This window comes from [Muricauda] lutisoli (nom. illeg.) (assembly GCF_017313105.1).
In the GTDB taxonomy this organism is placed as follows: Bacteria; Bacteroidota; Bacteroidia; order Flavobacteriales; family Flavobacteriaceae; genus Flagellimonas; species Flagellimonas lutisoli.
Map to the genome: position 1 here is coordinate 1 of NZ_JAFLND010000002.1, position 25,622 is coordinate 25,622.

Consider the following 25,622-nt stretch of genomic DNA (forward strand, 5'->3'; position numbering starts at 1 on the left):
TATTAATTCTACGCTGTCGTTACAATATGTATATGAACTTCTTCTCTTATATTTTACTTCCGAAATCATCCTCTCGGCCCCTCGGAAGCGCCCTGCCTTATCAGCTAAGCGGGTGCAAATATACGCACGTTATTTTGTCTCCACAAAATGTTTTTCAATATTTTTTTCGAAAAAAAATCAATTAATTTATAACTGCTTGTTTCTCAGGTTTTCCTTTTTTTCTCCTTAACATATTTTATGAAAAGAAATTCCAGACCAACCCAAATCTGATCACAAAATCCCGGTAAGGGTAGTTTGGTGCGGAATAGTAATTAGGCTCGGAAAAAATTGAGTTTATGTGTTCCGCTTTTAGATAAATTCTTGTTTGCCTCACTTTAGCGTTTATAAAAAAGTCCAATAAGGGATACCCCCCCAACTCTTCATTGTTCTGAATATAAAATTCACCCAACAAAGGATTGTATGCATTCATATTATATGAAGTGAAATATTTAAAGGTGACCCCCGTCTGTAAAAACATAGCTTTTTTAAACACATCGCTTGAAAAGTACAGGGTGTTCCTTGTAACAACTTGCGGAAGATTGAGCACCTGATTGTCTTGGGTTACTTCTTGATACATTACCGTATTCATCAGCGCCCATTTTCGCCAGCCGATTTCCTTGGTATATTTTACCTTAAGGTGATTTATGGTCCCAGATTCTTGAAACGGTCTAACAAAAGCTGTTTCCTGATTCAATTCTATCTCCTCTTGACTAGCCGTGGATGCAAAGTAGGTGTAGTTATCCACTAAACTGTATTCAGCTTCAAGTTGACCTATTTTTTTGGAATCCAAACCAAACCTTAGACTTTGAGTCTGTACGTTTTCGAAATCATTGTTGTTTTGCCAATTAAAGTTTCGATAATCACTTTGATACAGCAAATAATTAAAATCCGGCATACGTGAAGAAACATGGATGGCTCCCGTTAACGAGTTATTGTTATTTAATCTATAGGTAGCCAAGGCATCCAAATTATTACCTGTAAGATCACCCGACACCGTATAGTTGATATTTCCTTTTAGAAACAAAGGACCAATTGTATTGTTATAGTAACCCCCGACTGAAATTTCCTCTCCTTTTAGCTTGTTTTGAATAGTTTGCTCATCGGTAATCAATAGACTATTAAAGAAATAATTGTAACTATATAAACTCACGTTACCCGACAACCTACCCAATGTCCTGTTCGAAAACGCTATGGTTCCTTTATTGAACATCGTTTTTAACCTGGCCCGATCTTCGATAGGGGTTAAAAAGGGATCTTGACCAAAAGCATCGTTCTGTCGGGTTTGCTCAAAGTCATATATTTTAGATTCATAACTAAACTCATGCCCTATGGCCAGGGTGGTAGGGTCTTTATCAGTTGAGTCCTTTTTATGATTAACCAGTTTGAATTGTTGTTCCAGAAAATAGCGTTTTCCCAGAATTCTATTGTTAGCATCGGTATACAGCAAATCGATTTTTGCCCGATCCTGAAAATCCGGTGCATCATCCTCAAATTGGCTCCTGTCCAACAACCCCCCACTTTCTTCACTTTGCATTTCTTGAGCGGCTATATGCCCTCTTAATCCATACCTTCCATTTTGAGAGAGGTAATTGAAGGTTGCCCTGAATTTTCCATCTTGAGCCTCCTCATACCTATATTTTCCCAGAGAACGAAATCCATTATAGGCAACAGAGGCATTGAATCGTTCGGAGAGATTAAAGGTTAACAAAGCATCCAAATACTGTCCTTGCTCCATGGTAGTCTTAAACATAAGCTCCGTCATTGGAGTAGGGACATTATAATAGTCAATATCCTCCTTTTCAAAATAACCTGGGTGCTTTGCAGTTGCCCCAATACTGGGGTAATATATTGTTCTAGAAAAGGTTTTACCAAGTTCGTTATAGGGCTGCCCCATATTTGCGAAAGGCATTAATTCAAAGTCATCTTCCCGTATATAGTTGTACTTGTATTCCTTTCTTATGGTTAGGGTAGTGTCCAGATAAGTTGTATCCCGCTGATACGAGATTATTTTATAGTCCCGTATACTTAGCGAATCCTGCTTTGTGGATTTTGACTTCCCTGCTTTTTTACTTCCAATTTTAGCACGACCGCCCTGTATGGTATCTTTTGGGTTAATAACGTCTGGTTTGGTTTTTCCAGTACTTAACGAATCCATCCTTTTTGTTGCGGGAATTGAATCCTTCTGCGCTACCGCAGATTGGGTAAAAAACAAAAGTAGGGTCAACAATATTAATCTCATTCCACGATATTGGTTGGGCAAAGGTAAAAGTTTTGTTTCTAAAGAAATGTGAAAACTTTGGGCATAAAAAAAGCCCCCAAAATAATGGGGGCTTTAATATATAAGGCTACATAGCCATTCAAATAATTATTAGTAGTCAGCGTTCTGTTCAATGTTAGAATTCGCGTTGATCTCACCAATTGGAATTGGCCAAGGGAACAAGTTGTTAGGATAGCTCAACGTACCCAAACTATTTTGTGCAGTACCCCAGTAAGGCATGTCCATTCCTGTTCTCATCATGTCATCAAAACGGAACCCTTCGAACATCAATTCCTTTCTTCGCTCGTTAAGGATGTCTTCCTTGGTAACAGTAGCGTAGGCAGAAGCTCCACGGTTAGCCGTGATCAAGTTGATCTGTGTAAGAGCATCGCCACCTGTCTCCAACAATGCTTCCGCATAGTTCAAGATCACCTCTTCATATCGGAAAAGTGGAATGTTATCGGCACCAACAGCTGTATCAGGATATTTACCCATATTTCTCAAACGTGTACCACCATCTTGATAACCCAAGATATCAGCCCTTACATCACCATCTTCAAATAGGTCTATTACCGTGCTCACTACTTCGATGTCACCATAACCGGCAGGGGCATCTTCTGGGAAACGATAGATATAGGACAATGCATTTGAACCGCGGTTATCCGCGCTGGTGAAAGCCAACTCAAACAACACATTGGAACCACCATCCGCTGTCCAGCTACTCACGTACGAATCAGCACTTACAATGGAATACAATCCTGAGTTGATCACAGCTTCGGAAGCAGATACCGCTCTACCCCAGTCACCAAAATATACTGCAACACGAGCTTCCAAAGCTTTGGCTACATATTTGGAAACAATGGTCTTGTCAGTGTCATATGCAGAATCCATCATATTGAAAGCAGTTTGCAAATCGTTATAGATCGCAGCTTTCACTTCATCAATAGTATTTCTGCTTGGGTCCAAATTCTCACCTTTGAACTCAGTAACGACAGGCACACCTAAGTTTCCACTGGTCGCAGCATTTTGCTGACCATATACCCTCAACAAATCGTAGTGGGCAAGAGCACGCAAAATCATGGCCGCACCTTGTAAGTGTTCACCATAGGCTTGATCACCTTCCAACGTAGTTACATCGGTATTGATGATAATGTTGGCGTTTGCAATGGTTTCATAAGCTTCTTCCCATATGAACCCGGTGTTTGCATTCTGCTCGTATTCACCTTGCGTGGTAAACCTTCCCGAGTTACCGTTGGAGAAACAGTTGTCTGAACGAACCTCGCTTGTCGCGATCATGTCTCTACCATAATAACCAGCACCGGTCATAATGTTATGGGCACCTTTTAGAATACTATAAAGGTTGTCAACTTTTGTAATACTTCCCTCAACAGTTTTGTTCTGCGTAAGGGTTGGTTCAAGACTGTCCGCTGTACAAGACCCCAAAATAAGTCCGGCACCGGCCAACAGCATAATATTGAATTTATAAAATGTTCTTTTCATCTTCTTTTTCTTAGAAATTTATGTTTACACCTAATGAAATTGAACGGGCAGGAGGAGTTTCTAGACCTGTTTCCCCTGGATCTACCGTACCATTCTGGCTAGAGATATCCACTTCAGGGTCGAACAACAAATTATCATCTTTCACCCACGTAGCCAAGTTATTACCTCTTAGGAAAAAGCTCAACTTCGTCAAACCAATTTTCTCAAGTGCTTTGGAAGGCACATTGTAACCTACCGTTACAGAACGCAATCTCATGAAGTCTGCATCGTAAAGATATTTGGAGTGTCTCTGCCATGGTGTTGCAGAAGTGGTAAATGCACCATTTCTTGCAATGTCCCCTGGCTGTTGCCATCTATCCAACAAGGAAGTATACCCTTGGAAAGCCAAAATTGGATAAGCATTTGATTCGTTCAAATATCTGTGCCATCCTTCATAGATCTTGTGACCTCCGGCATAATATCCGTTGGCATTCAAGAAAAATCCTTTGAACCTAACGTTCAAGTTAAGACCTGCAGTTGTTTTAGGAATCGCATTTCCTCCTTGGAACACAGCTTCAGCTTCGTTAAAGTTGGTAGTGGTTTCACCATCAACACCGTTGATGTACCATTCCTCTACACCAGTATCAGGATTAACTCCCGCCCATGTTGGCATGTACCAAGCATATGCTGGTTGACCAGTCTCTATCCTTGTTCTAACAGTTGTAATGGTTCTCTCTTCTCCATTTGGATCAAGAGGCAATTTGGTGATTTCGTTTTCCACGAAAGAAAGGTTACCTCCAACACTCAAACCGAAATCTTCGGTATCAACCACGTTGAAGTTCAAATCCAATTCGAAACCTTTGTTGTTCAACTCACCAATGTTCTGAACTTGGCTTGTGAAACCGGTAGTTCTTGATAATGGCACATCCAACAAAAGATCTTTTGAATCTCTGTTGAAGTAAGCAAAGCTACCACTTACCGTATTGTTGAACAATCCAAAATCAACACCGATATCCAATGTGTTGGAAGTTTCCCAAGTTAAGTCTTCGTTACCGAAAGTATCCACGTACTGGGCACCTTCACCGGCGTAATCGGCAGAATAACCAAATAAGGATTGATAGTTGTTCAAACCGATGTTCGCGTTACCGGTCACACCATAAGAAGCACGTAGCTTAAGGGCGTTCACAATATCAGAATCTGCCAAGAAATCTTCTTTATTCAAGTTCCACGCAGCACCTACAGACCAGAAGTTACCCCAACGGTTGTCTTTACTGAAACGTGAGTTACCTTCCCTTCTGAAGGAAAGATCCAATACATAACGGCTATCGAAAGCGGAATAGTTAACCAATCCCATATAAGCTCCTACATACCAATCGTTGTAGGAAGAGCTTACAGATGTTGGAGTACCCAAGTTGTCCAAGAACTCAAGACCTTCGTCTGCAAAGTTCTGACCGGCACCACCAACAAAGTAACGTCTGTTGGACTGGTATTCTTGAAGAACCTTGAACTTGAATCTGTGATCTGGGTTCAATTCCCAGTTGTAATCAAAATAGTTCTGGAATACGTAGAACACATTTGTCCTGTCATACTGACTGGCATCACCACTGGTTGGCGCTCCGTAACCGTATGTTGGGTTAGAGTATGATCTAAAGTTATATAGCTGGAAATCCACGTTGAACGTAGAACCAAAAGTCAAATTATCTGTCAAATCCCAAGTCACACCATTGTTGGTAACGATACGGGTCAATCTGTTCTCGGCCGTATTGTTTTCTGTCAAGTACAATGGGTTTGGCAAAGATCCTCCGAACTGGTTGATGCTTCCATCCTCGTTGTATGGCTGAACCAAAGGAGAAAGGAAGAACTTCACAGTACGTGGGCTCTCAAAGTAAGCACTGGTTTCCAAGAATGCATTTTGAAGCATGTGGGAAGCCTGGTTATTTGATGAGAACGTAATGTTATCCGTCAAATCTTTGGAGAAGTTCAAGGAACCGGAGATTCTCTCGAAATCCGAACCGATTACGGTAGCCTCTTGCTGCATATATCCAAGGGAAGCGAAGAAAGTATGTCCTTCATCTCCACCTGAAGCAGAGAAACTGTGCTGCTGAATAACGGCATCCTTGTTACGAACTACTTGGTCCCAACGAGCTTCAGGACGTCCGTTGGCATCCCAATCGGCAAATGAAGTACCCAACAAATAATCTTGGGCTTCGGCCTTGGATGGGAAAATGCCATCATTGAAATACGCTTCCGCTGTAAGTTCCAAACGATTAGCTGCTGATAACGGCACTGGACCGGTGATAGCGTCGTTTTGGAAACCGTAAGTACTATTTATACTGAATACGGTTTTACCAGCTTTACCATCCTTGGTAGTAATAAGAATAACACCATTGGAACCACGAGCACCGTATTGTGCTGTCGCAGAGGCATCCTTTAACACAGTAATGGACTCAATGTTGTTTTGGTCCAAACCTGCCAAGGCTGACAAAGACGAGTAAGCTCCACTTGTACCAACGTTGGTGTTGGATACTGGAACACCGTCAATAACATACAAAGGCTCATTACCCGCTGTAATGGAACTGATACCACGAATACGGATATTTGCAGTAGAACCAGGTGTACCGGATGTTGCCGACACAGTAAGACCGGAAACATTACCCTGAAGGGCCTGATCCACAGATGGAGCGATAATTTCCCCAAGTTTTTCTGAATCCACCTTTACCACGGAACCTGTGATATCGGAACGTCTTTGAGAGGTATAACCTGTTACTACTACCTCTTCCAACGCTTGTGCATCTTCTTCCATCTGTACATTAATGGTACTTGATGCTCCAATTGTTCTTTCAACGGTCTTCTGACCAATGTAACTGAAACGTAACACTTGGCCGTTTGAGGCCGAGATGGTGTAATTACCATCGAAATCTGTTTGTGTTCCGTTGGAGGTTCCCACCACCATTACAGAAACACCCGGCAGTGGCAAACCATTTTGGTCCGTCACATTACCTGAAACTGTTTTCTCTTGTCCAAAAGAGAAAGACATGCATAACACCAAAAAAGGTGTCAGCATCCATGCTAACTTAGCTCTCATTTATTTCATTTTTTGAATTAGTCCGCTCAAAAATCAAAATAAAAACTTAATATTCAAAAAAATTAACAACCCCAGAAACCCGCTTAAACAGTCATGAAAATCAAACTTTTTCATAATTTTAACATAATATATTTATGTAAACACCCGATTATTTTTCATGTAGGAAAATTTTTAACCATTTTATTGATAATTCCATTTTTTTACATAATCGATTTACTAAGATTTCAGCCATTATGTTAAATTTATGTTATCATTCATCCTCCGAAGCGGGGACCGATGAAGCGGGAAGAGGCTGCCTTGCAGGCCCAGTAACGGCTTCGGCAATCATACTTCCAGAAAATTTCAGCAACACAATACTAAATGACTCCAAACAACTTTCCGAAAATAAAAGGGCCTTATTAAAGCCGATTTTGGAAAAAGAGTCGGTTTCCTTTTCCGTTTGTCACGTTTTTCAAGATGAAATTGACGAAATAAACATTTTAAACGCCTCCTTCTTGGCCATGCACCGTGCCATAGCAAAACTGGAACCTGCTCCCGACTTTATCATTGTTGATGGAAACCGTTTTAAACCTTACCCTAATATTGAACATGAATGCATTGTTAAGGGAGATGGGAAATACATGAGCATTGCCGCTGCATCTGTTTTGGCCAAAACATATCGGGACGATTATATGACAAAGATCCACGAAGAATTCCCTATGTACAATTGGAAGAAAAACAAGGGATATCCCACCAGAGAGCATCGAGAGGCGATAAAAAAATACGGACTCACCAAGTATCACCGAAAAAGCTTTAGACAACTGCCCGAACAATTGACCTTGGATATTTAAAAATCCTAACTTTGTGTCAAAATTTAAGAATGAGATTAAAGGTACTTTTTTGTTTGCTCCCCATTTTTATTGCATCCTGTACTAAAGAGGTAAAAACCAAAGATTCCCTTTTGGGACATTTACCCCCCAACCCTGCACTCGTTCTTAAAGTCAACAACCTTACCAATTTTAAAAGCGAGCTCAAGAACAATGCACTACTAAAAAGCATCGAAGGTCTCTCAACCCTAAGCGAAGTATCGGACAAAATTGAGGGATTGAACCAGCTGTCTACAGACAAAACCTGCGTGCTCGCCCTTTATGAAATAGGTAAGGACAATTACGATTACATACTCGCCACAAAAAACGTTTCGGGACTCTTTAATATTGACAGCATCTCCGACAAAAAGGTGGAAACCCTCACCTACGAAGGTGCCAAAATCACCAAATATAATCTTGATGGCCTAGAAGTGTTCAGCCTTCAAAAAAACAACGATATCTTGATGAGCTCATCGATGATGCTCATGGAAAACCTCATCAGAATTAGTGAGACTACTTTGGTGGACACGACCTTAAAAAAACTTTACGAAGCAAGTTCGCCCGACAAATCGGCAACCTTTTTCATCAATCCTAGCGAAAACATCTCCCTGTTATCCCTAAAAACACCGGACCAAGCACTGGAGACCCCGTTCTCTTCATGGATTTCTCTGGATTTTACAGCAAACTCCGACGAAGTCAACCTGAACGGCGTGGCCATGGCACCCGATTCCACTAAAAATTTTGTCAACCTATTTAAGGGAACTTCTCCTTTGGCCAACAAAACACCAACCTATGCTCCTTTAAATGCCCAAGCTACGGTATCCTATACTTTTGATGATTACCAGGTATTTGCCAAAAACCAAAATACCTATTTGGACAGGGTCAAACAAACCGATTCCCTCTTCAACACCATTGAGGAAGTCGGGATAATTTATTTGAACAACGAAAAGGTCACGCTTTTAAAGTCCTTTGGCACGGAAACCTTGTACGATTATTTGGAAAGTAAAAAAACAGCATCGGAAGAATATCAGGGCAGCGAAATCTTGATTCTTGACGAACCCAACTTGATTGAGGAAGGTTTTACACCATTGGTGACGAACTTTCAATCAAACTATTGCACCATCTTGGAAAACAGTTTCATCTTCTCGGAAGAAAAAGAGGCCCTGCAGACCATTATAAGCAATCACAAAAGCTCTTCTTCTTTTGAAAACGACCAAGGGTACAAAACCGCCAAAGCGTCTTTGGCCAGCGAATCCAGCATGCTTTTCGTTTCCAACGCATCAGGTATTGGATTTTTTACCGAACGGACGCTTGCTCCCGAAATATCGGAAGATATCAACGAAGATGATTTAAAGGAGCAAGTTTTTGCTTCGCAAATGGTCATGGACAACGGTTTCGGACATTTCAACATATTGGCATCAAAAATTGAAAAGAACCAGGAGAGGAATACGGTATCCCCCCTATTTACACTGGAACTGAATACCGATCTGGCCACAGATCCCCAATTTGTAAAAAACCACAGGACCAAGCAACAAGAAATTGTGGTACAAGATCAAAATAATGTGCTCTATTTAATTTCCACCGACGGAAAAGTTCTTTGGACCAAGCAATTGAAGGGTAGGATTCAAGGAAAAATACAACAAGTGGATATTTACAAAAACGGAAAACTACAACTCGCTTTTACCACCAACGATCAATTTTTGATATTGGACCGCAATGGCGACGAAGTTGCCCCATTTAATATCGCGTTTGAAGGCGGCAACCTAAACCCTTTGGCCGTTTTTGATTACGATGGCAGTAGGAACTATCGTTTTTTGATAACACAAGGACGCAAAGTTCACATGTACAACAACCAAGGTAAAATCGTTCGTGGATTCACCTTTACCGAGGCCCCTGCTAATATTCTGGGCGCTCCAAAACATTTTAGAGTGGGAAACCGGGATTATTTGGTATTTAAGCAAGACAATGGTACCCTAAGAATTTTACATCGGGTTGGCAGTGACAGAATAAAAGTGCCGGAAAAAATAGATTTCTCCAACAACGAAGTGTTCCTTTATAAGAATAAATTTTCGGTGACCAACAAAACCGGTGTGCTACATCAAATTGATACCAATGGGAAACTTGTCGCCACCAATTTCAACCTAAATCCCGACCACGGATTCTATGCCACAAGCAATACGCTTGTATTTATGGATGATAACGTCTTAAGTATAAAAGGAAGAAAAGTAGAGTTGGCGCTAGGTGTCTATTCCAAACCCAAAATATTTTACATCTACGATAAAATATATGTTGCCGTGACGGATATTCAGAACCATCAAATTTATTTGTACGACAGCCAAGCGGAACCCATTCCAAATTTCCCGGTATTCGGCAGTTCTTTAATTGACCTCACCGATATGGACAACGACAGGAAGTTGGAACTGGTGGCCAAAGACCAAGACAATTCGTTGATTGTTTACAAAATGAACTAATCCCGAAGCCCAGAGTTAAAAAAACCGAGGTGCGAGCCTCGGTTTTTCTTTATTCTTTATCTTCCGGTAAAGGGGATATCATAATGTGTGCCCTGTGCGTGCCGGGATTCATGATCCAAGGATGGTTTGGACCTACGGGTCTTTCTGGAAGCCCAGTAGATTCGGCCGTGGCAAACGGTAAATACACCACATACCGATAATGCGCCCCTTCCACTTCATTGGTTTCAGGATTGTATTGATCACTTTCCCCATAATAAATATGAAGTGTGGCACCCGGTTTTCCCATATCCAGTTTGCCCGATTTGGCCTCTTCTTCACGAATATCAAAAATTTCGGGACCTGTTTTACCTTCGGCCCGCAATTCACGACCTCTTGCCATAAAAGGCTCCAAGCTTTTGTGGTAGCAAGCCGCATTAAATCCCGATTGTTGGGGGTTATCGGCGAGGACAATGAATTCGTTGTCCCCTTCCCGGAATGTAACAAATTCTCCGGCCATGTTATACCCAATTACTTTACAACCATCGCGACTCTCTTCAGGAGCTGCCATTAACGATGCGGCAATCAAGGCTTCGTCAGAATCTATGGGAACATAGTTGACTTTGGGTTGGTTGGCAGTATTATTCTCCATTGCTTCTGAAACAGTCGATTCACCTGCCTCATTTTTGTTTTCGCCAGTATTCTTGCAGGCCATTAGGCTTCCTGCCAAGGCAATAGTCAAAAGAAATCTTTTCATTGTATTTAAGTTTAGTTATCGGCAACATGATGGGAGCCGGGCAAACATAAATCCATTTCACCGATGATACCCACCTGCACCTATTTTGTGCAACCAGTAAGTTAAGAATTTTTGCAACAAGGTTTTTTTGGGGATGCACTTATCGATTAGCGAAATGTCGTTTCAATGATGTTTTGATATAATAATCGTGTTATCATTTTTCCAAAACTTCATTCCAAATTCACGAATGGCCCTTTAAATCAAAGAATAAAGAACAATCTATACCCCAGCCTTTTCTTTAACCAATTCAGCTTCAAAAAGTGTGGTAAAATGTTTGAGCAGTTTTTGCTTCACTTCGGCCATGTCCACTTCCTTTTGGCCCAGTTCCACATTGAGGGAGGTTACTGCTTTGTCCTTGATGCCACAGGGAATCATCATGTCAAAATATCCCAAATCGGCATTTACGTTAAGTGCAAAACCGTGCATGGTCACCCAACGGCTGGCTCGAACGCCCATCGCACATATTTTACGGGCAAAGGGGGTGCCCACATCCAACCAAACCCCGGTCTCTCCTTTGGACCGTTCGCCCTTTAGGCCGTATTCGGCTAGTGTTAAAATGACCATTTCCTCCAAAAAACGAAGGTATTTATGGATATCCGTGAAGAAGTTATCCAGATCTAGGATCGGATACCCCACGATTTGTCCCGGACCATGATAGGTAATATCGCCGCCACGGTTGATTTTGTAGAAAGTCGCACCCTTTTCGGCCAGTTTTTTTTCATCTACCAACAAGTTGTTGATGTCGCCGCTCTTGCCCAAAGTGTACACATGTGGGTGCTCCACAAATAAAAAATGGTTTGGGGTTTCAAGGCCGGCGTCCTCACGTCTGTTGCGCACCTTGGTATCGACAATATCCTTGAAAAGCACTTCTTGGTAATCCCAAGTTTCCTTGTAATCCTTAAATCCTAAATCCTGTAGGGCTACTTTCTTGTTCATGCCACAAAGATACGAAGCTCTTTCCTGGAAAACTATTTCTCCAACTCCACCTCTAAGTCCAGAACGGATGGATCTTTCATCAAATCCAAGAATTTTACTTCATAGATCAACGTTTTGCCGTCTTGACTAAAAGTAGCTGCTTCGGCAGTCGTGGATTTTATTTTTTTAGGAAAATGATATTTAAGTGTGTATGTAGAACCCGATAGGAACATCTCTGCTCCCTGAAGACTGTCCAGCTGCTGCTCGAACAATGCTTGGTCCACAATTTTGGCGGTACGGGTGAACTTGTTTTGATTGAACGAATAATGTACCTCTGTTGGCTGTTCCGTGGGTTTCATTTGTTCTGGTTGTGGACTTGCCTTCGCCCCCATGGAACTGGCATCTTGGAATGCGCCGAAGGCATCGTTCACCTCGCTCACATTCTTAAATTCACTGAATAAATCGAACATCATCACCTTTTTTTCAGGATCCATCACCATCCGCATGTTAAAGTGCTCCAATTTTTTCAGTTTTTCTTGTTCTTCTTGAGGCAATTGGGCAATACTGTCCTTTTTTTTCTCTAAAAAATCCTTGAAAGAAATGATGGAATCAATGGGTTTCTCATCGGTCTTGGCCAATTCATCCCCAGCCATGTCCATCATCTCTGAACCGTCAAAATTAATGGAAAGCTTTCCGGAACCATCCTCTTTTAAATGAATCTCTTCCGTGAAATTACAGGATGCAGCCAAAAAAATGATTGCCACAGTGATTGCGTAATGAATTTTCTTCATGATGTTCTTCTTAATGGTTAGTGTTATTAAATATTTTTTGAGGCTGAAAAAGATTGACTATTGGGTTAAAAATACCATAATCGGCACATATTCACAATGCAACCCGATCATTTTGGGAACATCACATCCCAACCAGTCGCCCCCAATGAAAGAAACAATGAATTTTAATTAGGATTGTTCAAAATTACCAAAGCGGCAATTACGCCTGGGACCCAACCACAAAGGGTCAATAAAAAAACGATAAGAATAGATCCACATCCCTTGCCTATCACAGACAACGGAGGGAATAAAATGGCCAGTAATACTCTCCAAAAACTCATGATTATAAGATTTGATTGATGACACTATATAAGTAGTCCAAAAGCATATTTTGTTACAGGAATGCCAAGATATTCCTCAAGAAATTTAAAGACGGAACCCCTTGCAAATACATTCAATGTCAAATTACACACATTAAACCATACCAAAGGCGAGGATTTAATAGACAAAAGTGTAATTTTGCGCTTTAAATTTTTTACAGATTATGCAACTATCGGAACAAGAGATCGTTCGAAGGGAAAAATTGACCAAACTCAGGGAAATGGGCATCAACCCATATCCCGCAGCATTGTATCCTGTTGATGCCACCTCCAAGAGCATCAAGAATGATTTTGAAGAAGGAAAAAAGGTGGTGATTTCCGGTAGATTGATGTCACGAAGAATCCAAGGAAAGGCTTCTTTTGCCGAACTACAGGACAGCGAGGGCCGTATCCAAGTCTACTTTAACCGTGATGAAATTTGCCCAGGTGATGATAAAACCCTGTACAACGATGTGTACAAAAAATTGTTGGACATCGGTGACATCATCGGTATCGAGGGAGAGCTTTTCACTACGCAAGTAGGTGAAAAAACCGTGATGGTGAAGAACTTTAAGCTCTTGAGCAAGAGTTTAAGACCATTGCCGCTACCAAAAGTAGATGACGAAGGTAAAGTCTACGATGCCTTCAACGACCCCGAGCTACGGTACCGTCAGCGGTACGTGGATTTGGTAGTGAACCCTCATGTAAAGGACACATTCATCAAAAGAACCAAGATCACCAACAGTATACGGGAATTCTACAACCAAAAAGGATATTTGGAAGTAGAGACCCCGATTCTACAGCCCATTCCAGGAGGAGCAGCGGCACGTCCGTTCTTAACGCACCACAATGCATTGAACATTCCTTTGTATTTGCGCATAGCCAACGAATTGTATCTAAAAAGGTTGATTGTCGGTGGGTTTGATGGCGTGTACGAATTTTCCAAGGATTTCCGCAACGAAGGAATGGACCGTACCCACAATCCGGAATTTACCGTAATGGAACTCTATGTGGCCTACAAGGACTACAACTGGATGATGGATACCACTGAAAAGCTATTGGAAAAAGTGGCCATTGATGCCACCGGAAGCTCCAAAGTAAAAGTGGGCGATCACGAAATAGAGTTCAAAGCTCCATACCCAAGGGTTCCCATTTTGGAAGCCATTAAAATACATACTGGTTACGATGTTGCCGAAATGGAGGAAGATGAGCTTCGAGAAGTGGCCAAAAAATTGGACATTGAAGTGGATGAGACCATGGGTGTAGGTAAATTGATCGACGAGATTTTTGGTGAAAAATGCGAGCACCATTACATTCAACCAACCTTTATCATCGATTACCCCAAAGAAATGAGTCCGTTGACCAAAGAGCACCGTACCAATCCAAGGCTTACGGAGCGTTTTGAATTGATGGTGAACGGCAAGGAGTTGGCAAATGCCTACTCTGAGCTAAACGATCCCATTGATCAACGTGAGCGTTTTGAAGACCAGTTGAAACTTTCCGAAAAAGGAGATGACGAAGCCATGTTCATTGACCAGGATTTCCTGCGTGCATTGGAATATGGTATGCCCCCTACCTCAGGCATCGGTATTGGAATAGATCGCCTGGTCATGTTAATGACCAATAATTCGTCTATACAAGAAGTGCTGTTCTTCCCGCAAATGCGACCGGAGAAAAAGCAGGTGGAGCTGACCGAAGAGGAAAAATCCATTTTGGACATTCTTAAACCACAGGGTGAAATGCATTTGGCCGACCTAAAGGAAAAAGCAGGTTTGAGCAACAAAAAATGGGATAAGAGCACCAAAGGGCTTACCAAACATGGCTTGATCAAGGTAGAAAAAACAGAGGACGCCCTTCTTGTAAAGTATACAGGTTGATTTTTGTATCTTGTTGAAGACCAATCAGCTTCAACAAAATGAATACAATCGCTTTTTTCGAAATCCAGTCTACCAATCCCAAACGAGAGGTCGAGTTTTACAAGTCCATTTTTGGCTGGGAAGCCACTTTGGACACATCGGCCCCCATTGAGCTCTATCGCTTGGAAACAGATGGCCTGCAAGGGGCCATATTAAAAAGACCCGTGGACACTCCGCCTACCTATCAAGGCACCAATGCGTTTACTTGCTCGATTCAGGTGGACGATTACGACCAAAAGGAGAAAATCATCATAAAAAATGGTGGACAAGTGGCCATGCCAAAATTTGCGGTTCCTGGCAAATGTTGGCAAGGTTATTTTTTGGATGCCGACCATAATGTTTTCGGCATCTTCGAAATGGATAAAAATGCGAAATAGTATTTTTTTCAAGTTTCAATTAAAAATCCTAGCTTAGGACCCCAATGGAACTAAGCAAAAAAATTGGGCTGGTCCTCGGACCTGTTGTCTTTCTTGTATTGAACCTGTTGCCTTTTGAAATGGTATCCGAAAAAGGCGACCCTGTAATTTCAATTGCGGCATGGATGCTGATCTGGTGGATTACCGAAGCAGTCTCCATTTCAGTAACGGCACTCCTACCCTTGCTTTTGTTACCTATTTTAAAGGTGTTGCCCATTGCAGAGGTCGGCGCCAATTATGGCAGCCCTATCGTATTCCTGTTTTTTGGTGGCTTTGTAATGGCCTTGGCCTTGGAGAAGGTCAATCTGCATCGGAGAATCGCTTTAAACATCATAAAACTCACGGGGACAACCCCGAACAAGGTAATATTGGGCTTTATGATCGCTACGGCCACTTTAAGTATGTGGATCAGTAATACGGCCAGCACAGTGGTTATGCTGCCCATCGCGGTTTCGGTTATCAATCTTCTGATCAATGATGAAGATGGTTTTACCAAAAGTGACCAGAATTTTGCTTTGAGTGTAATGCTGGGTATCGCTTTTTCCGCCAACGCGGGTGGAATTGCAACAGTCATCGGAACACCTCCGAACTCTGTCCTCATCGGTTTGTTGGAAAATGAATACAACACAGAGATCTCCTTTTTAAAATGGATGACCATTGGTTTACCCTTCTCCATTATCATGGTCGGGATTTGCTATTTGGTTTTGGTGAAATGGATGTTTCCCAACAGAGATTTAAAGTTCAGCGCTTCCAAAGATGTAATCTATACCGAGCTGGAAAAGTTAGGTCCAACTTCAGGGAAAGAAAAAATGGTTCTTATCATTTTTGGCGTTACTGTTTTTCTATGGATTTTTAGGACCTTGATCAATAATGTATTCCCCAATTTGGGACTGACTGATACCATGATCAGTATTTTGGCAGCTGTTGCGCTATTTGGGATTCCTTACAACATAAAAAAAGGTGATTTTATAATTATTTGGAAAGATACTTCCAAACTGGCATGGGGTATTTTAGTTCTCTTTGGCGGAGGTTTGGCCCTTGCCCAAGGAATGTCTGCAAGTGGGATTGTGGACATGGTGGCCAATTCCATAGCACAAAGTGAAATAAGTGTTTTATTCACAGCCGCACTGTTGATTTTCTTGATGTTGTTTATGACGGAGTTGATGAGCAATGTAGCCTTAGTGGCCGTTTTGGCACCTGTTGTGGCCGGTATTGCCATTGGTTTGGATATTCCAATGCTGCACTTATTGATTCCGGTTACCATTGCCAGTAGCTGTGCCTTTATGCTACCTATGGCCACGCCACCCAATGCCATTGTGTTTGCGAGTGGCTATGTGAAAATTCCTCAAATGGCACGCGTTGGGGTCATCTTAAACCTTATTGCCGTAGTACTTCTTATTTTGGTTTTTCAGTTTGTAATTCCACTATTGTTCTAAACTAAAAATGCCCTTCCGGGCGGAAGGGCATTTTTACAAACTAACTAACTCAAAAAAATGTAAGAAACTAACTTAACTAACGCTACTGGCTTTTAAGCAAGTGTGGCGTAACTCTTTGTTAGGTACAAAGTTATAACTCTTTTTGGGAAAGATTATTGTAATTAGATTTTTGTTAACGTAGCCATTCAAAAAGCAGGGTGGTTCGTTTTTCAGTTTTAAACTAAAAAGAGTGCATTAATTTCAGCCTACGGTAAAAAACGTTGATCATTCTGCACATTAAAAAGCTTTTCACTAAAGATTCCACTTAATGAAAGTCCAATGTTATTTTTTTGTTAACCAGTACTTTATAGGATTTTATTAACAAACAAAAACCCCTCGGTAGAGGGGTTTTATAGCTAACTCAAATAAGTTGTAAAATGAAAAACATCTTACTGTATTGATCCAGAGTAAGGATCAAAGTTTTCTGGGAGATACTTGGAAGTATCAAAACCCAAATCCATTTCTTCTTCCTCCATATAGTTGATGGAAGTAATCGCTATCACATCGGTGTAAGGGTCAAAACCTTCTGGCAACAAATACTTGCTGTTTATTCCTAATTCAAGTTCAAATTCTTCCTCTACATATGAAATCGATTTTAAATCCACATAAGCCTCATAAGGAGAGAAATCTTCTGGCAAGTAATCTTTGGTATCAAAACCTAGGTCCATGTCCTCTTCCTCCATATAATTGATGGAATGCACATCCACCACCTCTGTGTAAGGGTCAAAATTTTCCGGCAAATACTCTTTGGTATCAAAACCTAATGCGGGTTCAACTTTGTTTTCGAGGTATATGATGGAATTCAAATCAAAATAGCTTTCGTAAGGATTAAAGTCCTCGGGAAGGTAATCAGTGGTGTCAAAACCTAAATCCAAATCAGGTTCTTCCTCTAAATACACTATTTCGTTCAAATTCAATTCATACGATGCATAATCCGTCATCTCTGAAGTTGAATCGTTTATCTCAGCACTGATGTTCAATGTGGTTAAACTGTTCTCTAAACTACCGGGTGTCTCGGATTGAACCTCGACAACCTTGGTATTTTGTTGGTCGTTTGCTATGGCGGTACTACTTAATAATACACTTCCATAAATTAATAATAACTTGTTCATTTTTTGATTGAATTTTATGATTGATGTTATGCCTATAAGACTACTCAAAACCCAAAACGTTACAGTCTTTAGGATTTTTTTACGAAATTTAAATACTCCCTGAGCCCAGCTATACAGGGCGATTCGCTCCAAACCATCAGTAAAACGCAGGACTCCCAAAGGTTGAGGCATTCCGTTAAAAAAATGACTGTTAATATATATTTAACAGTTAATTTTCGCGATTTTTAGGTTCTTTGAATCTTCTTACTTATTCAAACGGACTTAAAAAATGATTAAAAATTTACTGCCTCGACTATTAGTAGTCTTTATTCTATTGGGAACCGTTCAAAATTTGGACGCCCAACTTTTCAAAAAGAAAAAGAAACAAACCGAACAAAAAAAGGACGACAAGTCCAAACCTGGTGACATAAAGCCTTACGATAAGGTAATCACCAAAGACGCAAAAACCGACGAAGGACTTTTTAGCGTCCATACCGTGGATGACAAACATTATTACGAAATTCCGGACTCCCTGTTCAACCGTGAAATGCTCATGGTAAGCCGAATCTCCAAAACTGCCACAGGAATTGGTTTTGGTGGTGGAAAAATAAACACACAGGTACTGCGCTGGGAGAAAAAGGACAAAAAGGTATTGGTTCGCGTAGCTTCCTACGAAAATGTAGCGGCCGATTCATTGCCAGTTCACGAAGCCGTGGTAAACTCAAACTTTGAACCCGTACTTTATTCTTTTGACATCAAGGCCATCAATAAAAAAGATTCTTTGAATCCAGCTACGGTGATAGAAATTGACCCCTTGTTCTCCAAGGATGTAAAAGCCCTTGGATTTCCGGACCGATACAGAAAAAGGTACAAGGTTACACGACTGGATGGAGACCGAAGCTATATCGAATCCATTAAAAGTTATCCTCTTAATATTGAGGCCCGTCACGTAAAAACATACTTTTCCAACGACCCTCCCAGTAATTCGAGTCTAGGTTCCATTTCGTTGGAAATCAACAACTCCATGATCTTGTTGCCCAAAGAACCGATGAAACGTCGTTATTTCGATCAACGCGTGGGCTGGTTCGCCAGAGGACAGGTAGATTACGGTCTTGACGCCCAAGAAAGCAAAACGGTTACCTATTTGGACCGTTGGAGACTCGAGGTCAAAGACGAAGATATCGAAAAATACAAGGCCGGTGAATTGGTTGAGCCAAAGAAACCAATTGTTTATTATGTAGACCGAGCTACTCCAAAAGAGTGGGTACCTTTCATAAAACAAGGCATAGAAGATTGGCAAGTTGCCTTTGAAGCGGCTGGCTTTAAAAACGCTATTATCGCCAAGGACCCTCCTTCCCCAGAAGAAGACCCTGAATGGTCTCCGGAAGATGTGAGGTATTCTGTGGTGCGTTATTTGGCCTCTCCTATTCCAAACGCCAATGGTCCACACGTAAGTGACCCTAGAAGTGGTGAAATCTTGGAATCGGACATCAACTGGTACCACAATGTAATGAGCTTGCTGCGCGGTTGGTATTTTGTGCAGACAGCGGCCATTAATCCTGCTGCGCAGAAAACAGAATTCGAAGAAAAAGTCATGGGACGTTTGATACGTTTTGTATCCTCCCACGAAGTAGGTCACACTCTTGGATTGCCCCACAACATGGGAAGCAGCGTTGCTTACCCTGTTGATTCTTTGCGTTCGGCCAGTTTTACCAAAAAGTATGGAACCGCTCCTTCCATTATGGACTATGCCCGTTTCAACTATGTGGCCCAACCAGGTGACGAAGGCGTTGCATTGATGCCCAATATTGGTGTTTACGATAAATATGCCATTAAATGGGGATACAAACCCATTTTGGACAAAACGGCCAAAGAAGAAAAACCTATCCTGAACAGTTGGATTTTGGAGCACGCCGGAGACCCGATGTACCGTTTTGGCCACCAGCAAGTTGGTGACATCCATGATCCAAGTTCCCAGACCGAAGATTTAGGGGACGATGCCATTAAGGCAAGCTTATATGGTATCGAAAACTTAAAACGTATTGTTCCCAAATTGATGGAATGGACCACCGAAGAGGGTGAAAACTATGATGACCTGGAAACCATGTACGGACATGTAGTCGCGCAGTTCCGTAGATACATGGGGCATGTATCCAACAATATTGGTGGTGTTTACGAATATCACAAAACAGCCGACCAAGAGGGAGCCGTTTATACGCATGTAAGCAAGGAGCACCAAAAAAATGCGATGAACTTTATGCAGGAACAACTCTTTGAAACCCCTGAGTGGTTGATCGATCAAAACATTTTCAATAAAATTGAATACTCTGGTTCGGTAGAACGTATCCGTGCTACCCAAGAACGTTATTTGAACACTATGTTGCAATTGGGCAAATTGGCTCGAATTATTGAAAACGAGACCTTGAACGGTGATGAAGCCTATGGATTGGTAGAAATGATGCGTGACCTTCGTAGGGGAATATGGTCCGAAACACGAAGTGGCAGAAGCATAGACACCTATCGCAGAAACCTTCAAAAGGCGCATATTGATCGTTTGGAGTATTTAATGACTGCGGATAGCCAAAGTAAGCAGCCAGATTTTGGAGGGTATAGAAAATCTACCCCTATCAATACAAGCCAATCCGATATACGTTCAGTTGCACGCGCTGAACTCAATAACTTAAAAAGAGATATCAGAGGCGGTCTTGCCAGGATTTCGGACACGATGAGCCGTTACCATTTACAGGACGCTTTGGAACGTATAGATCTTATTTTGGAGCCTGCTAAATAGGCGACTTTTTATACATTGTACAAATTGCAAAGGTGTAACCGATTCGTTTATCGGTTACACCTTGTTTTTTTAAACATTCACATCCATTCAAGGTCGTTTCACAACAAATCGGTGAAAATCCCGTTAGGTTTAATTACATTAGTAATCCCAAATCTCAACATCATGACCTACAAGACAAAAAGCCTTATTTATTTTATTTGTTTCGTGGCAGCTTCCACACTATACTACGTTGTGGACAAGCACGATGAATTCCAAAATCAAATCAATTCAGAAACTTACGTCGAGACTAATTTCCAAGACGCCGACGATTATACTGATGATACCAAAGAAGATTTGGAAAAAGAACTCAAGTAATTTCCCTAAAACACATTTGTACTGTTAAATGCTTCATAAACTATGTTGCAATGATTAAACCTTTGGACACCGTATCTGTCCAAGGAATAAATCATTAAAGTTTAGACATATGAAACGATTAACAGTAGTATTGGTTATGCTCATGAGCATTGGCATGGCCGCGCAAAGAAATGATGGCCCCAGAATGCGTAAAGGTCCGAAAATGGACATGACCGCGGAGCAAATGGCCACATTGCAGACAAAACACATGACCTTGGCACTGGATTTGACCAAGGCACAACAGGATAAGGTGTATGAGATCAGTTTGGAAAATGCCCAATTTAGAAAAGCCAAATGGGATGAGATAAAAGCTTTAAAAGAGAGCGGTGATTGGAAAAGGCCATCTTCTGAGGAGCGATTTGAAATGGAAAATGCCCGATTGGACCGTCAAATTGCGATGCAGGGAAAAATGAAAAAAGTACTGGATGAAAAACAGTATGAAACTTGGCAAAAAATGCAGAAAAGCAGAAAAGCCAAACACGGCAAAAAGAGAATGGAGGAGAGAGGGAGAAGACGATAGTGTTTTTTGTTGATTTTAAGAAGCCGCGCCTGCCATGGTCGCGGTTTCTTTTTTTTATCGCCTTTATTATCGATATTTTGATATATCGGTTTTTTTATCGATATTTGTTTGAATCGTCAAATTAAACGATAAAAAAATGATAGCCGTACTTACTGGAGACATCAAAAACTCCAAAGATCATGAAGCCAACATATGGTTGCCCGTATTAAAAGCGGCATTGGATCATTATGGTTCCGAACCATCGGACTGGGAGATTTATAGGGGTGATAGCTTTCAGCTGCAAACCACTCCAGAACAAGCCCTGGAAGCCGCCATCTTTATAAAGGCCAGCATCAAACAAATACGACACTTGGATGTACGGATAGCTATTGGTCTGGGCAAAAAAAATCATACTGCAGCCAAAATCACGGAGTCCAATGGGGAAGCTTTTGTAAATTCTGGCGAATGTTTCGACCAGTTAAAAAAACAGACCTTGGCCCTAAAATCCAACGCCGATGCTTTCAACGATACCCTGAATACCATGCTGCAATTGGCCGCATTGACCATGGACAATTGGTTGCCCGCTACCGCTACCGTGGTTAAAAACACCATGGAACATCCCGAGGCCAACCAAAAAGAACTGGCAACCCTGCTGGGCAAATCCCAAAGCACCATAAGCGAGGCATTAATCAGGGCAGGATTTGACGAAGTCCAAAAAATGATTGAATTTTACAGAACACAACTCGCCCAATTATGATGCTTTTAGCCCTAAAATTGATACTTGCCCATTTTATAGGAGATTTTGTTCTACAACCGGCACATTGGGTGAAAGACAAACTAAAAAACAAAGGCAAGTCAAAATATCTCTACTTTCATATCGGGGTGCATGCTTTGGCACTTTTGCTCCTATTGCAATTTCAATATTTGGGTGCCATTGCGGTTATTATTGTGACCCATTACCTCATCGATTTGGGAAAATTGTCACTCACTAATCCTAAAAATTACCGTTGGCTCTTTGTAGTGGATCAAGTGCTTCATTTGTTGGTGTTGTTCGGCATGCTGTATTGGATATTCCCTTTTACATTGGATTTCAAAACCATTTTCACGGAGAACACCCTACTGTTGATTACTTTTTTGGTCTTTGTCACCTACGTATCCGGCATTGTTATGCGCATGTTTCTGGCACCGTATATTGATGAGGTGGCCAAAAGCGATGAACCTGGAGAGGGAGGTTCCCTTAAAAATGCCGGCACCTACATTGGCATGTTGGAACGCCTTTTTGTATTCGGGTTTATACTCATGCAGCAATGGGCCGCCATTGGATTGCTTATCGCTGCAAAATCCGTGTTCCGTTTCGGGGACCTGAACAAGGGCAAAAACCGAAAACTTACCGAGTATGTGCTCATTGGTACGCTGTTGAGTTTTGGACTCGCCATACTTTCGGGCATGTTGTACCTCTATTTAACGGACCAGCTGGCCCCATAAAAAAACCGTCCCAAAGGGACGGCTTTCTCCGAATAAAAAATCTACTTTATTAAAACACTTTGTATGTATGGCATTGGAGCATCATAACATCCGTATAAAGGTACTTAAAAATTTTTATTTAGATTTATTTTAAATTATTTAATTTTGTTGTCAGATGCATAAAGAAAAAGTGTCACATCAATCTTTTTTATCTCTTTGCATTCTATTGAGTTAGTTTAAGTGAAAAGCGGGGCCATGTCCCGCTTTTTTTGTGGTTTTACGATACAAAATAATTGGATAGCGTTAAACACAGCCATCAAAAAAGTGTTAGTTTACAGTAAATTACAGTTTTTAATGAAGAAAGACATGGGAGTAATAGCAACAAACAACCGAGAAATAAACCTATACTACAACGCCGAGACCAATAAGGGCATGCAGACCCTGGCCTATGTACAATCTTCCAAGAAAAAAGTGTTGGACGTGGATTTGTCCAAAACCAAGGTAACGGGTACCCAATGGACTGAACTCGCCAAACGTTTGGGCAAGCCCATTAAAGAATTGATCAATACGGAACATCCTGATTTTATAAACGACTACGGAAAAAACCACAACCTCCAAAGCGACGAAGATTGGCTAAAAGTGTTGGAAAACAACCCAAAAGTAGTGACCCAACCCATTTTGGTACAGGGAGACAAAGCCGTACAAATTGATACTCCTTCGGAAGTAATGGTATTTTTGGAAGAAGAAGACCAAAGCTAAGTCCCTACCCTTAAAAGCAGACAGCTGATAGCTTAAAGCTAATACTCCCAACCTATTTCATTTTCAATTTTCAACTTTCCATTCCTTCACCTTTCACCTTTTCACCCTTCACCCAACACCCCTTAACCCTTAACCTATCACCCTTTACCTTTCACCTTTCACCCCCATTGTAAATCACACCTTGCTTATTGATAATTGTCAACTGTTTATTGCCTATTGTAGATTTACCCTAATTTTTTAAGGTTTTCTAACAGCATGGTATCATAGATATTGATTACTTTGCAACCTCAACCTCCCTTAAATTTATTCCAACACGTATTGCAACTGTGACCCAATGTCATAGGATAACCTCCTTTACCTGTTAGTCAAAAAACTAAGAGGTTGCAAACGGACTGGCCATCCAACGTCAAAATATGTGAAAGCCAAAAAAAGACACCAAAAATAATTGGACGAGATATCCGAAAATCGAAAGAGTAGGTTATTACTAACATCTTAAATTTTAAGATAATGTTCAATTACCGTAAAACACTTAACCTGATTCTTGCATTGGTTTTATTAGCCTCATGCACCGAAAATACAGCTGAAGAAAATGACATCGTAAAATCATCGGATATAAATGAGACTTCTTTAACTATTCGCGAAAATGGCAAATTTCATAACGAAGCAATACTATCCATCTTGGACAAGAGTAAATTTAATGACCCACTAATAACAACTGGTGAGGTCTTAAAACTAATGTACTATGAAATGTCAAGTAAGTATCCTGATAAATTTCACAAAACTGACCTATCTACACTTGATCAAGTTTTTGATTTTGACCAAAAGTATTCTGATTTCAAATTTGATTCCGAATTTTATGAATCCCTAAAATCTAAAATTGGTAAAAACAATATTGAGCAAAATATTCTTTCTTTTTTGGACAAAGCTTTTTATGAGGGACAGGTAACAGAAAAGGAATTCGTTGCTTTTGATACCAAAACCGGTTCTTCAAACATACAAATCGAAATCTTTAAGTCTTATTATGAAGCTTCTGAAATTCTTTGGACGCAAGACGCTGGAAAGACATTTGCAATTAATCCAACCGCAAAATGTGATGCAGCAAGTCAAGTAATAATAGCCGATGCAGTCGGAGGAACCTTAATTGGCATATTAACCGGTGGAGCCGGTGGTCCGTTGGGAGGAGGAGCTGTTTCCCTTGCAGTGAGACAAGCACAAATTGAGGAGTATGGAGGAGGTTGCATCGAATAATTTTAATTAATGCCCATGATAACCCTAAAACGAAAAAAAGACCTAATCGACCTACTGATACCTTATAGGTATTGTGTAAATGGCAGGGAAGGTCAAATAAAGGCGGGAGAAACGGTTCCACTAGAGTTTGAGGATGACTATGTTTTCTTTCAGCTCAAATACCTCTACTTCAAATCGCCCAAAATACTCTTGAAAAAAGATGTAAAAACGGAAATTACGGTAGGAACGGCTATCAGCAATTCGTTTATACTCACCGTGATTCCATTCTTGATTTTGATATTTATTCTAATCTCCTTTACCAAGCAAGACATAGGAATTTGGAACGATGTAGCTAAGATTATTGGTATAGCATACTTTGGTGTGCTTTGTTACTTCCCCACTTTTGGCTATAAAAAGTATCTAAGCATAGACATTGCATTTGAAGAATAAAAATAAGGCGGTGCGTATGCTCCGCTTTTTTCTTTCATCTCCCCCCTCCCATTAAACTTTTATCAATTTACCTTTTACCCTTAACTCTTCACCCCTTCTTAATTGTCAACTGAATTGCCTTCGTACTTCCGACTTCATACTTCGTATTC

General features: G+C 40.9%; 21 protein-coding genes. 13 read left to right on the plus strand and 8 right to left on the minus strand.

Features of this window, described 5'->3' with window-relative positions:
- Positions 1-235 precede the first annotated feature (235 nt).
- The 3 genes from J0X13_RS07440 to J0X13_RS07450 form a co-directional block, all read right to left on the minus strand.
- On the minus strand, positions 236-2,278 hold the full coding sequence (locus tag J0X13_RS07440; RefSeq protein WP_242535668.1) for a putative porin: 2,043 nt from the start codon (positions 2,276-2,278) through the stop codon (positions 236-238).
- A 129-nt stretch (positions 2,279-2,407) separates the two neighbouring features.
- Positions 2,408-3,796 (minus strand): RagB/SusD family nutrient uptake outer membrane protein, encoded by a 1,389-nt coding sequence (locus tag J0X13_RS07445; protein ID WP_207070842.1) that lies wholly within the window; start codon positions 3,794-3,796, stop codon positions 2,408-2,410.
- A gap of 10 nt (positions 3,797-3,806) precedes the next feature.
- Positions 3,807-6,860, minus strand: a complete 3,054-nt coding sequence (locus J0X13_RS07450; RefSeq protein WP_242535669.1) for a SusC/RagA family TonB-linked outer membrane protein — start codon at positions 6,858-6,860, stop codon at positions 3,807-3,809.
- A 233-nt stretch (positions 6,861-7,093) separates the two neighbouring features.
- On the opposite strand from J0X13_RS07450, the gene rnhB reads away from it, so the two are divergent.
- Positions 7,094-7,690 (plus strand): ribonuclease HII, encoded by a 597-nt coding sequence (rnhB, locus tag J0X13_RS07455; RefSeq protein ID WP_207070843.1) that lies wholly within the window; start codon positions 7,094-7,096, stop codon positions 7,688-7,690.
- 29 nt (positions 7,691-7,719) lie between these two features.
- Positions 7,720-10,176 carry a ribonuclease HII gene (locus J0X13_RS07460; RefSeq protein ID WP_207070844.1) on the plus strand — a complete coding sequence of 819 codons (2,457 nt, stop codon included), beginning with the start codon at positions 7,720-7,722 and terminating at the stop codon, positions 10,174-10,176.
- Between the two features lie 49 nt (positions 10,177-10,225).
- Here J0X13_RS07460 and J0X13_RS07465 read toward each other — a convergent pair whose 3' ends face one another.
- From J0X13_RS07465 to J0X13_RS07480, 4 genes are all read right to left on the minus strand, one after another.
- Positions 10,226-10,909 (minus strand): hypothetical protein, encoded by a 684-nt coding sequence (locus J0X13_RS07465; protein WP_207070845.1) that lies wholly within the window; start codon positions 10,907-10,909, stop codon positions 10,226-10,228.
- Positions 10,910-11,167: 258 nt separating this feature from the next.
- Entirely contained in the window at positions 11,168-11,884 is a 717-nt protein-coding gene (lipB, locus tag J0X13_RS07470; protein ID WP_207070846.1) for a lipoyl(octanoyl) transferase LipB, read from the minus strand.
- A gap of 32 nt (positions 11,885-11,916) precedes the next feature.
- Positions 11,917-12,654 carry a hypothetical protein gene (locus tag J0X13_RS07475; protein WP_207070847.1) on the minus strand — a complete coding sequence of 246 codons (738 nt, stop codon included), beginning with the start codon at positions 12,652-12,654 and terminating at the stop codon, positions 11,917-11,919.
- 164 nt (positions 12,655-12,818) lie between these two features.
- A complete protein-coding gene (locus J0X13_RS07480; protein ID WP_090291467.1) occupies positions 12,819-12,974 on the minus strand; it encodes a YqaE/Pmp3 family membrane protein in 156 nt (51 codons plus the stop codon).
- A 203-nt stretch (positions 12,975-13,177) separates the two neighbouring features.
- On the opposite strand from J0X13_RS07480, the gene lysS reads away from it, so the two are divergent.
- Genes lysS through J0X13_RS07495 form a run of 3 tightly spaced genes read left to right on the plus strand, consistent with a single transcriptional unit; the run spans position 13,178 to position 16,760 of the window.
- Positions 13,178-14,869, plus strand: a complete 1,692-nt coding sequence (lysS, locus tag J0X13_RS07485) for a lysine--tRNA ligase (RefSeq protein WP_207070848.1) — start codon at positions 13,178-13,180, stop codon at positions 14,867-14,869.
- 38 nt (positions 14,870-14,907) lie between these two features.
- Positions 14,908-15,285 (plus strand): VOC family protein, encoded by a 378-nt coding sequence (locus tag J0X13_RS07490; protein ID WP_207070849.1) that lies wholly within the window; start codon positions 14,908-14,910, stop codon positions 15,283-15,285.
- A gap of 44 nt (positions 15,286-15,329) precedes the next feature.
- Entirely contained in the window at positions 15,330-16,760 is a 1,431-nt protein-coding gene (locus J0X13_RS07495) for an SLC13 family permease (protein ID WP_207070850.1), read from the plus strand.
- A gap of 428 nt (positions 16,761-17,188) precedes the next feature.
- Here the strand turns inward: J0X13_RS07495 and J0X13_RS07500 are convergent, their stop codons facing one another.
- The gene (locus J0X13_RS07500) at positions 17,189-17,911 is read right to left on the minus strand and encodes a hypothetical protein (RefSeq protein ID WP_207070851.1); all 723 of its coding nucleotides are present in this window, start codon (positions 17,909-17,911) and stop codon (positions 17,189-17,191) included.
- Positions 17,912-18,179: 268 nt separating this feature from the next.
- On the opposite strand from J0X13_RS07500, the gene J0X13_RS07505 reads away from it, so the two are divergent.
- From J0X13_RS07505 to J0X13_RS07540, 8 genes are all read left to right on the plus strand, one after another.
- Positions 18,180-20,681 carry a zinc-dependent metalloprotease gene (locus J0X13_RS07505; protein WP_207070852.1) on the plus strand — a complete coding sequence of 834 codons (2,502 nt, stop codon included), beginning with the start codon at positions 18,180-18,182 and terminating at the stop codon, positions 20,679-20,681.
- A gap of 162 nt (positions 20,682-20,843) precedes the next feature.
- On the plus strand, positions 20,844-21,035 hold the full coding sequence (locus J0X13_RS07510) for a hypothetical protein (protein ID WP_207070853.1): 192 nt from the start codon (positions 20,844-20,846) through the stop codon (positions 21,033-21,035).
- 109 nt (positions 21,036-21,144) lie between these two features.
- The gene (locus J0X13_RS07515; protein WP_207030013.1) at positions 21,145-21,594 is read left to right on the plus strand and encodes a DUF4890 domain-containing protein; all 450 of its coding nucleotides are present in this window, start codon (positions 21,145-21,147) and stop codon (positions 21,592-21,594) included.
- Between the two features lie 136 nt (positions 21,595-21,730).
- The gene (locus J0X13_RS07520; protein ID WP_207070854.1) at positions 21,731-22,330 is read left to right on the plus strand and encodes a transcriptional regulator; all 600 of its coding nucleotides are present in this window, start codon (positions 21,731-21,733) and stop codon (positions 22,328-22,330) included.
- A complete protein-coding gene (locus tag J0X13_RS07525; RefSeq protein WP_207070855.1) occupies positions 22,327-23,058 on the plus strand; it encodes a DUF3307 domain-containing protein in 732 nt (243 codons plus the stop codon). The genes J0X13_RS07520 and J0X13_RS07525 overlap by 4 nt, the downstream gene beginning before the upstream one ends.
- A 333-nt stretch (positions 23,059-23,391) precedes the next feature.
- Positions 23,392-23,796 carry an arsenate reductase family protein gene (locus tag J0X13_RS07530; protein WP_242535670.1) on the plus strand — a complete coding sequence of 135 codons (405 nt, stop codon included), beginning with the start codon at positions 23,392-23,394 and terminating at the stop codon, positions 23,794-23,796.
- A gap of 507 nt (positions 23,797-24,303) precedes the next feature.
- A complete protein-coding gene (locus J0X13_RS07535; RefSeq protein WP_207070856.1) occupies positions 24,304-25,044 on the plus strand; it encodes a hypothetical protein in 741 nt (246 codons plus the stop codon).
- A gap of 15 nt (positions 25,045-25,059) precedes the next feature.
- Positions 25,060-25,473 carry a hypothetical protein gene (locus J0X13_RS07540; RefSeq protein ID WP_207070857.1) on the plus strand — a complete coding sequence of 138 codons (414 nt, stop codon included), beginning with the start codon at positions 25,060-25,062 and terminating at the stop codon, positions 25,471-25,473.
- Positions 25,474-25,622 lie beyond the last annotated feature (149 nt).